The sequence below is a fragment of the Pandoraea bronchicola genome, from assembly GCF_902459805.1.
Taxonomy (GTDB): Bacteria; Pseudomonadota; Gammaproteobacteria; order Burkholderiales; family Burkholderiaceae; genus Pandoraea; species Pandoraea bronchicola.
This window is the reverse complement of the sequence record NZ_CABPST010000012.1, coordinates 165,576-177,200: the sequence shown is the minus strand read 5'-3', so window position 1 is coordinate 177,200 and position 11,625 is coordinate 165,576. Positions and strand designations below refer to the sequence as shown.

Genomic DNA, 11,625 nt, shown 5'->3' with positions numbered 1-11,625 from the left:
TCGTAGCGTGAGCCAATCTCCGTCTCAATAACGCCAACCAAACGCTGATTCGCGGCGCGCTGATCCTGCCTGACCACGCTTAGCGCAGAGTGTCTGATGACTGGATGCCGCGAGAGACATGCAGTGCTCGCGCTCTCGGCAGGAGCCTCAATGGGCACGCAGATCATGAGACGCTGCCGTCACGATTCGATGGTTCGCGCTGTCCTGACCTCGCCAGGCTCAGAGCGTCCGACCGCTGGATCTCGGTAAGCCCATCGAGATCGAGTATCGATTCAGATCGCGCCGCAACGAAGGCTCGCATTCATTCGGCCTTTACCATGCGTTTTCTGAAGAAAACGACACGTTCAGTCTCTTCGAAGCCAAGCGCTCGGTGCAACGTTTGTACATCGACGTTGCCAACATCGCTATCTGAGGCGAATTCTTCACACTTCCGTCTGATTCCCCACCGCTCAACGTATCCGAACAACGCCGCCGAAATGCTCTGACGTCGCGCTTCAGGTACCACGTCAATGCCCTAAAGAAGCGGTGCCGGGGACGTGTCGCAACCATTTACGTAATCGCGCCGGATGGACGCTTAGGCAAAGCCAAGTGCCGCTTTGTCGTCGAAAGCGCCATGACTGTCATGACCGCCATGAATGCACGTAACCTTGAGACGCTAAAACTAATTCAATCATCTCGCGCTCATGCTGGCCGATATGCATCCGTGGTCTGCCTCCCGATGAATGCCCCCAAAAAAATAATGAGGAGTATCAATATTTGACATTTTTTGTCGTTATCGTATTGCCGTTTCAATTGACGAAATGAGCTCAACCCCAAATTGCTGTGGGGGCGTATTAACTATAAAAAATGAACCAGATACTTATTTCAAAGCGGAGGCTTCCGCCTGTTGTTGTCATTTCCCTCGTGGATAGCGAAGTCCGTCGCGCCCACATCACGGCGCAATTGACGGATGCCGGCGTACCGTTCCGTTTCTTCGATGCAGAGCGCTTCGAGGAGTACCCGCCTGAGTACGACGCCTCCACGCGCCTGCAAACGTACGCCAACCACCTGACGCTAGGCGAGGTCGGGTGCTACGACAGCCATTACCGGATATGGCAGGATCTGGCGCGCTCCAATGACGACATCTGGTGCGTGCTGGAAGACGATATCGAGCTCACCCCCGACTTCTCACAGCGCTTGGCTTCGGCGTTGGACGTCTCGGTGCCGTGGGGACTCATGCGGCTGAAAGACGCCGGTTCTGCGGGGCACTGGCAGGTTGCGCAGTTGCCGGGAGGTGACGTCCTCAATGATCATCGCAAGCAGCCGGGGGGGACCCAGGCATATCTCATCCGTCGCGATGCCGCATTAACGCTTCTTGAGTACGGCAGACGCATGATCCATCCCGTCGACGATATGCTCAATCGCAACTGGGAGCACGGCATTCGCATGATTTCCATATCGCCAGATATGGTGCTTGATCGAGGCGACGACCTGGGAACTACCATCACCGGCCGCCAGAAAGCCAAGCGCAACATCACGCAGAAGCTCCGTCGCGAATTCCATATGGGACGCGACAGCCTGAGTCGGTACGTCGACGCGTGGCGCCGCCGGTTGTTAACGCCGACTCGTCGTTGGGAATGATCGAGACCCGACTGAATTCGACATATTCAAGCAAATCAAAGACTTGCCGCACATAGTGAAAATCCGCAGAGCATCAGGCACAAAAACTGCGTATTTAATGCATGGAAGGTGTTGACAAGGTCGGGGGACATCTCCATAATTGCAAATTCTCTGCGGAGGGGTGCCCGAGTGGCTAAAGGGGGCAGACTGTAAATCTGTTGGCTTACGCCTACGTTGGTTCGAATCCAACCTCCTCCACCAGAATGCGGAAGTAACGAGCGTCGGAAACCCAGGTCTCCGGTGCTCGTTATCAAGAAGCGAGAGTCGGAATCCAAGCGGGTGTAGCTCAATGGTAGAGCAGAAGCCTTCCAAGCTTATGACGAGGGTTCGATTCCCTTCACCCGCTCCAGGTGACGCGCAGACGCAGTAGCAGTACAGGATTCGCCCATGTGGCTCAGTGGTAGAGCACTCCCTTGGTAAGGGAGAGGTCGGCAGTTCGATCCTGCCCATGGGCACCAAAAAGATAGTGTGAAGCGCGGCAATCAACATGCCGAGCAACTCGGCAATAGATAACCCCGTTAGGAGTCGGAAATGGCAAAGGAAAAGTTTCAGCGGACCAAGCCGCACGTAAACGTTGGCACCATCGGTCACGTTGACCATGGCAAGACGACCCTGACGGCCGCTATCGCAACGGTTCTGTCGTCGAAGTTCGGCGGCGAAGCCAAGAACTACGCTGACATCGACGCAGCGCCGGAAGAAAAGGCACGCGGTATTACCATCAACACCGCGCACATCGAGTACGAAACGGCTAACCGCCACTACGCACACGTTGACTGCCCGGGCCACGCCGACTACGTCAAGAACATGATTACCGGTGCTGCCCAGATGGACGGCGCTATCCTGGTTTGCTCGGCTGCTGACGGCCCGATGCCGCAAACGCGTGAGCACATCCTGTTGGCCCGTCAGGTTGGCGTGCCGTACATCATCGTGTTCCTGAACAAGTGCGACATGGTCGACGACGCCGAGCTGCTCGAGCTGGTCGAAATGGAAGTTCGCGAACTCCTGTCGAAGTATGACTTCCCGGGCGACGACCTGCCGATCATCAAGGGTTCGGCCAAGCTGGCGCTGGAAGGCGACAAGGGCGAACTCGGCGAAGCTGCCATCATGCAACTGGCTGACGCTCTCGACACGTACATCCCGACGCCGGAGCGCGCTGTTGACAAGGCGTTCCTGATGCCGGTCGAAGACGTGTTCTCGATCTCGGGTCGCGGTACGGTTGTGACGGGTCGCGTTGAGTCGGGCGTGATCAAGGTCGGCGAAGAAATCGAAATCGTTGGCATCACGCCGACGGTCAAGACGATTTGCACGGGCGTCGAAATGTTCCGCAAGCTGCTCGACCAAGGTCAGGCTGGCGATAACGTCGGTATTCTGCTGCGCGGCACGAAGCGTGAAGAAGTTCAGCGTGGTCAGGTTCTGGCCAAGCCGGGCTCGATCACGCCGCACACGGACTTCACGGGCGAAGTGTACGTTCTGTCGAAGGATGAAGGTGGTCGTCACACCCCGTTCTTCAACAACTACCGTCCGCAGTTCTACTTCCGCACGACGGACGTCACGGGCTCGATCACCCTGCCGGAAGGCAAGGAAATGGTCATGCCGGGCGACAACGTGTCGATCAGCGTCAAGCTGATTGCCCCGATCGCCATGACCGAAGGTCTGCGTTTCGCAATCCGCGAAGGTGGCCGTACCGTCGGCGCCGGCGTGGTTGCAAAGATCGTAGCTTAAGCCGGTACCTTAACGGTCCGCGCTTACGGGGTCAGCTTTTGGCGGCTGGCCCCTCTGCTGTTTTAGGGGTATAGCTCAACTGGCAGAGCGTCGGTCTCCAAAACCGAAGGTTGGGGGTTCGATTCCCTCTGCCCCTGCCAAACAACTGTCTGCAAGCTGGAAATGGCGAATTCTCCCGTAGAAACTGTGCGTACGACTGGCGACAAGCTGCTGCTGGCTCTGGCCGGGCTGCTGGTTATTGCTGGCGTCGTGGCGTTCTACGCGCTGGAGCAACAGGCACTGTACGTGCGCGTTGCTGCCATCGTCGTCGTTCTGGCCATCGCAGCAGGTGTTGCATTGGCATCGCAAACCGGCAAAGGCTTCCTGGCTTTTGCCAAGGATGCGTATCGGGAAGTGGGTAAGGTCGTTTGGCCGACCCGTAAAGAGGCCGCTCAAACGACCGCGATCGTCTTCGCGTTCGTCATCATCATGGCGCTGTATCTCTGGATCAGCGACAAGACGATCGAATGGGCGGTGTTCTCTTTAATTCTTGGCTGGAAGTGATATGTCTGATACCGGGGCTGCACCGAGTAAGAAGCGCTGGTACGTCGTTCATGCGTATTCCGGCATGGAAAAGAGCGTAGCCAAGGCGCTGCGCGAGCGCATTGCGCGCGCGGGCATGGAAGACTACTTCGGTGAGATTCTCGTTCCGACCGAAGAAGTTGTTGAAACAAAGGGTGGCCACAAGTCGGTCACCGAGCGTCGTTTCTTCCCCGGCTATGTGCTGTGTGAGATGGAAATGACGGACGACACGTGGCACTTGGTGAAGAACACCGCCAAAGTCACCGGTTTTGTCGGCGGCACGGGTAATCGCCCGATTCCGATCCGTCAGGCCGAGGTCGACAAGATCATGTCGCAAATCAAGGACGGGGTGGAAAAACCGCGTCCCAAGACGTTGTTCGAGGTAGGCGAGCTGGTTCGAGTCAAGGATGGTCCTTTCACGGACTTCAACGGCTCGGTGGAAGAAGTGAATTACGAAAAATCTCGCCTCCGTGTTTCCGTCACCATTTTCGGACGGGCGACTCCGGTAGAACTGGAGTTCGGACAAGTCGAAAAGATCTAAGAATAAAATGCGCCGGCGCGACGTCCGGCGCGTTTTTGCGTTGGTGACAGCCGTCGCCGAGGAGCGCCAGTAGCCGGTTTTCGGTGAAAACGCGCTATGACTCAACCCCGAATATGCGCCACATATTCGTTCCGGAGTAAACCATGGCAAAGAAAATCATCGGCTTTATCAAGCTGCAGATTCCTGCAGGTAAAGCCAATCCGTCGCCCCCCGTGGGCCCGGCACTGGGTCAACGCGGCCTGAACATCATGGAGTTCTGCAAGGCGTTCAACGCCCAAACGCAGAGCCTCGAGCCGGGTCTGCCGATTCCGGTGGTGATCACCGCATTTGCGGACAAGAGCTTCACGTTCGTCCTGAAGACCCCGCCGGCAACGGTGCTGATCAAGAAGGCTGCCAACCTGCAAAAGGGTTCGAGCAAGCCGCACACCGACAAGGTGGGCAAGATCACCCGCGCACAAGCGGAAGAAATCGCGAAGACCAAGATGCCTGACCTTACCGCCTCCGATCTGGACGCCGCGGTTCGCACCATCGCTGGCAGCGCACGTTCGATGGGCATCACGGTGGAGGGTCTGTAATGGCTAAGATCTCGAAGCGTCAACAAGCACTGGCCGCCAAGGTCGATCGCAACAAGCTGTACCCGGTCGGCGATGCCCTGGCCCTGGTCAAGGAATGCGCAAGCGCCAAGTTCGACGAGTCGATCGACGTCGCCGTGCAACTGGGCGTGGATGCGAAGAAGTCGGACCAAGTGGTTCGTGGTTCGGTTGTTCTGCCGGCAGGTACCGGTAAGTCGGTTCGCGTTGCCGTGTTCGCCCAAGGCGACAAGGCCGAGCAAGCCAAGGCTGCTGGCGCTGAAATCGTCGGTATGGAAGACCTGGCCGAGCAGATCAAGGCCGGCAACATGGACTTCGACATCGTGATCGCTTCGCCGGACACGATGCGTATCGTCGGTACGCTGGGTCAGATTCTCGGCCCGCGCGGCCTGATGCCGAACCCGAAGGTTGGCACGGTGACTCCGGACGTTGCTACGGCTGTGAAGAACGCCAAGGCAGGTCAGGTGCAATTCCGCGTCGACAAGGGCGGCATCATCCACGCCACCATCGGCCGCGCATCGTTCGAACCGGCAGCGCTGCAACAGAACCTTTCGGCACTGCTGGAAGCGCTGACGAAGGCCAAGCCTGCCTCGAGCAAGGGTGTCTACCTGCGCAAGATCGCCCTGTCGAGCACGATGGGCGTTGGCGTGCGTGTGGACCAGGCTAGCCTGGCTGCCTGAGCTCGCGTAAGCGACAGTATCGCAATCGCAGGGTGATGGCGTCCCCTGCGATGGCTGAGGTCCTCGAGATCGACAGCCAGTAGCAAAAGACTTTGGGCGGAAGCGAGTTCTTCGGAAATCGCTTCCGGTTATCAAAGACCGTTGGCGGGAATGGGCATTCACTGACGCTCCCTTAATACGCCAGCCAACGCAGATGGCGAACCCGAACAAGTTATGCAGTCACACCGTCGCACACGGGCAACCGGACGCGAGGGTTGAAACTCCAGACATGTCGGTAAGCCGTTAGTGGAACGGCGTCACCATGAGGTGATGTCAATTTTGGAGGTTAACCGTGGCACTTAATCTTGATGATAAGAAAGCCGTCGTGGCAGAAGTTTCGGCGCAAGTCGCCGGCGCTTCGACCATCGTTGTGGCTGAATATCGCGGAATCACGGTTGGCGATCTGACGAAGCTTCGCGCCAATGCGCGTCAGCAAGGCGTCTACCTGCGCGTTCTGAAGAACACGCTGGCACGCCGCGCGGTGGAAAACACCCCGTTTGCTGACCTGGCTGAGCAGATGACCGGTCCTCTGATCTACGGTATCTCGACGGATCCCGTAGCCGCTGCGAAAGTCTTGAACGACTTTTCGAAGGGCAACGACAAGTTGATCTTGAAGGCCGGCTCGTACGACGGCAAGGTGATGGACAAGGCAGGCGTGCAAGCGCTGGCCTCGATCCCGAGCCGCGACGAACTGCTCGCGAAGTTGCTGGGTGTCATGCAAGCGCCGGTTTCCGGCTTTGCTCGCGTCCTGGCTGCCGTGGCCGAGAAGAAGCAAGCGGAAGCTGCTTAATTCTCGTCCCGGTTACACGATCGCTGACTTCGGTCCGAACACAATCTAGGAGTTTTACAAATGGCAATCACGAAAGACGAAATCATCGAAGCCGTAGGCGCGATGTCGGTTATGGAACTGAACGACCTGGTCAAGGCGTTCGAAGAGAAGTTCGGCGTGTCGGCTGCTGCCCTGGCAGTTGCTGGCCCGGCTGGTGCTGGCGGCGGTGCTGCTGCTGCTGAAGAGCAAACCGAATTCAACGTCATCCTGGCAGAAGTCGGTGCAAACAAGGTCGGCGTTATTAAGGCCGTCCGCGAAATCACCGGCCTGGGCCTGAAGGAAGCCAAGGATCTGGTTGATGGCGCTCCGAAGGCTGTCAAGGAAGGCGTCGACAAGGCTGCCGCTGACGAAGCCAAGAAGAAGCTGGAAGAAGCCGGCGCCAAGGTCGAAGTTAAGTAATTCGGCTCTGCGCGTAGGGAAGGCTGGCGACGAAAAGTCGTCAGCCTTTTTGTGCTTTCTGGAGATGCAAATCCCGTAAGGGGCGTGTGGAATTCGAAAGCCGGCGCGAAGCAGCGCCAAGTGGTTGAAAGCAAAATGAATTCGCCAGACCCCGTGTCGGCCGCGCTGTTTCAAACGCGTGTCACATCGGCAAGTTGAGCGAGACGCAGCACCAGAGAAGTATCGAAGAGGCCAAAGAAAAAATCGCGCCGGAATGTGACCGTGGCGGTTTTCTCTTTGTCTTCTGAAGCGACTGCAGAAGGCAAGTTTGGTCGGGCGACGGGCAACACAGGCATCCGTCGCCGTCAGCCAGCGGTTGGTAGCGGCCAACCACCAAGCTCGTTGCTCTACGGCAAGCCCGCCGTGGGGGACGTCTGGTCTCAGTCGATGAACACCCGTTAACGATGCCTGCCGTCGTCGTCAGCGTAGTGATTCGGAGATCGTAATGCACTATTCCTTCACCGAGAAGAAACGCATTCGCAAGAGTTTTGCGAAGCGTCCGACCGTGCACAAGGTGCCGTTTTTGCTGGCCACCCAGCTCGCCTCGTACACATCGTTCTTGCAAGCCGATGCGCTTGCATCGGAGCGGAAGCCGGAGGGTCTGCAAGCAGCCTTCTCCTCCATTTTCCCGATCGTTTCTCACAACGGGTTCGCACGCCTGGAGTTTGTCAGCTATCTGCTCGGTACTCCTGCGTTCGATGTCAAGGAATGTCAACAGCGCGGCCTGACCTTCTGCTCGGCCCTGCGCGCCAAGGTTCGTCTGGTGATTCTCGACAAGGAATCGCCGAACAAGCCGGTAGTCAAGGAAGTCAAGGAACAGGAAGTGTACATGGGCGAAATTCCGCTCATGACCTCGACGGGTTCCTTCGTCATCAATGGCACGGAACGTGTCATCGTCTCGCAGCTGCACCGTTCGCCGGGCGTGTTCTTCGAACACGACAAGGGCAAGACGCACAGCTCGGGCAAACTGCTGTTCTCCGCGCGTATCATCCCCTACCGCGGCTCGTGGCTGGACTTCGAATTCGATCCGAAGGACATCCTGTACTTCCGCGTTGACCGCCGTCGCAAGATGCCGGTCACGATCCTGCTCAAGGCCATCGGCCTGACGCCGGAACAGATCCTCGCGAACTTCTTCGTGTTCGACAACTTCAAGCTGATGCCGGAAGGCGCACAGATGGAGTTCGTGCCGGAGCGTCTGCGTGGCGAAGTTGCGCGTTTCGACATCACGGATCGCGAAGGCAAGGTCATCGTCCAGAAGGACAAGCGCGTCAACGCCAAGCACATCCGTGATCTGGAGAATGCCAACACCAAGTTCATCTCGGTGCCGGAAGACTACCTGCTCGGCCGTGTGCTCGCGAAGAACGTGATCGATGGCGACACCGGCGAAGTGATTGCCAACGCCAACGACGAAATCACCGAAAGCGTGCTGGTCAAGCTGCGCGAGTCGGGCGTGTCGGACATCCAGACGCTGTACACGAACGATCTGGATCAGGGTTCGTACATCTCGGCCACGCTGCGTATCGACGAAACCGCCGACCAGACGGCCGCGCGTATCGCGATCTACCGCATGATGCGCCCGGGCGAGCCGCCGACCGAAGATGCGGTCGAGGCACTGTTCAACCGTCTGTTCTACAGCGAAGAAGCTTACGACCTGTCGAAGGTGGGTCGTATGAAGTTCAACCGTCGTGTTGGCCGTGACGAAGTGCTCGGACCGATGACGCTGGAAGACGACGACATTCTCTCGACCATCAAGATCCTCGTGGATCTGCGTAACGGTCGCGGCGAAGTCGACGATATCGACCACTTGGGCAACCGTCGCGTGCGTTGCGTCGGCGAACTGGCGGAAAACCAGTTCCGCGCCGGTCTGGTGCGTGTCGAGCGCGCTGTGAAGGAACGTCTGGGTCAGGCCGAGTCGGAAAACCTGATGCCGCACGACCTGATCAACAGCAAGCCGATCTCGTCGGCCATTCGCGAATTCTTCGGTTCGTCGCAGCTCTCGCAGTTCATGGACCAGACCAACCCACTGTCGGAAATCACGCACAAGCGTCGCGTGTCCGCACTGGGTCCGGGCGGTCTGACGCGCGAGCGTGCGGGCTTCGAAGTGCGCGACGTGCACCCGACTCACTACGGTCGCGTGTGCCCGATTGAAACGCCGGAAGGTCCGAACATTGGTCTGATCAACTCGCTGGCACTGTACGCCCGCCTGAACGAATACGGTTTCCTCGAGACGCCGTACCGCAAGGTGGAAGACGGCAAGGTCACCGATCAGATCGACTACCTGTCGGCGATTGAAGAAGGTCGTTACGTGATCGCTCAGGCGAACGCGTCGATCGGCGAAAACGGCGAACTGACCGATGAACTGGTCTCGTCGCGTGAAGCGGGCGAAACGCTGATGGTCACGCCGGACCGCATCCAGTACATGGACGTGGCCCCGTCGCAGATCGTGTCGGTGGCAGCCTCGCTGATTCCGTTCCTCGAGCACGATGACGCGAACCGCGCATTGATGGGTTCGAACATGCAGCGCCAGGCCGTGCCTTGCCTGCGTCCGGAAAAGGCGGTCGTCGGTACGGGTATCGAACGTACGGTGGCGGTTGACTCGGGCACGACCGTGCAGGCGTTCCGTGGCGGTGTGGTCGACTACGTCGATGCAGGCCGTGTGGTGATTCGCGTGAACGACGATGAAGCCGTTGCCGGTGAAGTCGGCGTGGACATCTACAACCTGATCAAGTACACGCGTTCGAACCAGAACACCAACATCAACCAGCGCCCGATAGTGGAAGTGGGCGACAAGGTGGCGCGCGGCGATGTGATCGCCGACGGCGCGTCGACCGATCTGGGTGAGCTGGCGCTGGGTCAGAACATGCTGATCGCGTTCATGCCGTGGAACGGCTACAACTTCGAGGATTCGATCCTGATCTCGGAGCGTGTCGTTGCGGAAGACCGTTACACGTCGATCCACATCGAAGAGTTGAACGTGGTCGCTCGCGACACGAAGCTCGGACCTGAGGAAATCACGCGCGACATCTCGAACCTGGCGGAAGTGCAACTGAGCCGTCTGGACGAGTCGGGCATCGTGTACATCGGTGCGGAAGTCGAAGCCGGTGACGTGATGGTGGGCAAGGTCACGCCGAAGGGCGAAACCCAGCTCACGCCGGAAGAAAAGCTGCTGCGCGCGATCTTCGGCGAGAAGGCGTCGGACGTGAAGGACACCTCGCTGCGCGTGCCCTCGGGCATGAGCGGCACCGTCATCGACGTGCAAGTATTCACGCGTGAAGGTATCCAGCGCGACAAGCGCGCTCAGCAGATCATCGACGATGAACTGAAGGGCTACCGCCTGGACCTGAACGACCAGCTGCGTATCGTGGAAGGCGATGCATTCCAGCGTCTGGAGCGCTTCCTGGTGGGCAAGACGGCCAATGGCGGTCCGAAGAAGCTCGCCAAGGGCACCAAGATCACCAAGGAATACCTGGCCGATCTGGATCGTTACCACTGGTTCGACATCCGTCTGGCAGAAGACGAAGGTGCGCAACAGCTCGAGCAGATCAAGGAATCGATCGAGCAGAAGCGTCACCAGTTCGATCTGGCCTTCGAAGAGAAGCGCAAGAAGCTCACGCAAGGCGACGAACTGCCGCCGGGCGTGCTGAAGATGGTCAAGGTGTACCTGGCGGTCAAGCGTCGTCTGCAGCCTGGCGACAAGATGGCCGGCCGTCACGGTAACAAGGGCGTGGTCTCAAAGATCGTGCCGATCGAGGATATGCCGTACATGGCCGATGGCCGTCCGGCTGACATCGTGCTCAACCCGCTCGGCGTGCCGTCGCGGATGAACGTGGGTCAGATTCTCGAGTCGCACCTCGGCTGGGCAGCGAAGGGTCTGGGCTGGCGTATCGGCGAAATGCTGCAAGCGCACACCAAGGTCCAGGAAGTTCGCAAGTTCCTGACGAAGATCTACAACGAGAGCGGTCAGCAAGAAGATATCGACAGCCTGTCGGACGACGAAATCATGTCGCTCGCGCGCAACCTGCAAAACGGCGTGCCGTTCGCAACGCCGGTGTTCGATGGTGCGCATGAAGAGGAAATCCGTCGCATGCTGGATCTGGCGTTCCCGGATCACATCGCGAAGGAACTCGGCATGACGCCTTCGAAGAACCAGGTCACGCTGTTCGACGGTCGTACGGGCGAAGCCTTCGAGCGTCCGGTCACGTGCGGCTTCATGCACATGCTCAAGCTGCACCACTTGGTCGACGACAAGATGCACGCGCGTTCGACCGGTCCGTACTCGCTGGTGACGCAACAGCCGTTGGGCGGTAAGGCTCAGTTCGGTGGTCAGCGCTTCGGTGAAATGGAAGTGTGGGCACTGGAAGCCTATGGCGCATCGTATGTGCTGCAGGAAATGCTGACCGTGAAGTCGGATGATGTGACGGGTCGTACGAAGGTGTACGAGAACCTCGTCAAGGGCGATCACGTGATCGATGCCGGCATGCCGGAATCGTTCAACGTGCTGGTCAAGGAAATCCGTTCGCTCGGTATCGATATCGACCTCGAGCGCGGTTAATCGCGTTCAGGCAA

Annotated in this window: 10 protein-coding genes and 4 tRNA genes; 13 read left to right on the top strand and 1 reads right to left on the bottom strand. The window is 58.5% G+C overall.

Features of this window, described 5'->3' with window-relative positions; all coding sequences use genetic code 11:
• Positions 1-301 precede the first annotated feature (301 nt).
• A complete protein-coding gene (locus tag PBR20603_RS24630) occupies positions 302-505 on the bottom strand; it encodes a hypothetical protein (RefSeq protein WP_425495834.1) in 204 nt (67 codons plus the stop codon).
• A 341-nt stretch (positions 506-846) separates the two neighbouring features.
• Between PBR20603_RS24630 and PBR20603_RS19855 the strand changes: the two genes are divergently transcribed.
• The 13 genes from PBR20603_RS19855 to rpoB all read left to right on the top strand — a co-directional run bounded on the left by PBR20603_RS19855 (position 847) and on the right by rpoB (position 11,611).
• The gene (locus PBR20603_RS19855; protein ID WP_150561177.1) at positions 847-1,620 is read left to right on the top strand and encodes a glycosyltransferase family 25 protein; all 774 of its coding nucleotides are present in this window, start codon (positions 847-849) and stop codon (positions 1,618-1,620) included.
• Between the two features lie 154 nt (positions 1,621-1,774).
• Positions 1,775-1,860 (top strand) — tRNA-Tyr (locus PBR20603_RS19850).
• A 74-nt stretch (positions 1,861-1,934) separates the two neighbouring features.
• A tRNA-Gly gene (locus PBR20603_RS19845) sits at positions 1,935-2,008 on the top strand.
• 34 nt (positions 2,009-2,042) lie between these two features.
• Positions 2,043-2,117, top strand: a tRNA-Thr gene (locus PBR20603_RS19840).
• Between the two features lie 73 nt (positions 2,118-2,190).
• Positions 2,191-3,381, top strand: a complete 1,191-nt coding sequence (gene tuf / locus PBR20603_RS19835) for an elongation factor Tu (protein ID WP_150561176.1) — start codon at positions 2,191-2,193, stop codon at positions 3,379-3,381.
• A gap of 64 nt (positions 3,382-3,445) precedes the next feature.
• Positions 3,446-3,521: transfer RNA gene (locus PBR20603_RS19830), tRNA-Trp, on the top strand.
• Positions 3,522-3,543: 22 nt separating this feature from the next.
• Positions 3,544-3,924, top strand: a complete 381-nt coding sequence (gene secE, locus PBR20603_RS19825; RefSeq protein ID WP_039393786.1) for a preprotein translocase subunit SecE — start codon at positions 3,544-3,546, stop codon at positions 3,922-3,924.
• A gap of 1 nt (position 3,925) precedes the next feature.
• A complete protein-coding gene (gene nusG / locus PBR20603_RS19820) occupies positions 3,926-4,483 on the top strand; it encodes a transcription termination/antitermination protein NusG (protein ID WP_039374983.1) in 558 nt (185 codons plus the stop codon).
• 143 nt (positions 4,484-4,626) lie between these two features.
• Positions 4,627-5,058 carry a 50S ribosomal protein L11 gene (gene rplK / locus PBR20603_RS19815; protein ID WP_010804164.1) on the top strand — a complete coding sequence of 144 codons (432 nt, stop codon included), beginning with the start codon at positions 4,627-4,629 and terminating at the stop codon, positions 5,056-5,058.
• Complete coding sequence (gene rplA, locus PBR20603_RS19810) at positions 5,058-5,753, top strand: 50S ribosomal protein L1 (protein WP_042113451.1); 696 nt, start codon at positions 5,058-5,060, stop codon at positions 5,751-5,753. The genes rplK and rplA overlap by 1 nt, the downstream gene beginning before the upstream one ends.
• A 331-nt stretch (positions 5,754-6,084) precedes the next feature.
• A complete protein-coding gene (gene rplJ, locus PBR20603_RS19805) occupies positions 6,085-6,582 on the top strand; it encodes a 50S ribosomal protein L10 (RefSeq protein ID WP_010804162.1) in 498 nt (165 codons plus the stop codon).
• A 60-nt stretch (positions 6,583-6,642) separates the two neighbouring features.
• Positions 6,643-7,020, top strand: a complete 378-nt coding sequence (gene rplL, locus PBR20603_RS19800; RefSeq protein ID WP_023593799.1) for a 50S ribosomal protein L7/L12 — start codon at positions 6,643-6,645, stop codon at positions 7,018-7,020.
• 484 nt (positions 7,021-7,504) lie between these two features.
• Positions 7,505-11,611, top strand: coding sequence for a DNA-directed RNA polymerase subunit beta (gene rpoB / locus PBR20603_RS19795; protein WP_150561175.1), 4,107 nt, complete (start codon positions 7,505-7,507; stop codon positions 11,609-11,611).
• Positions 11,612-11,625 lie beyond the last annotated feature (14 nt).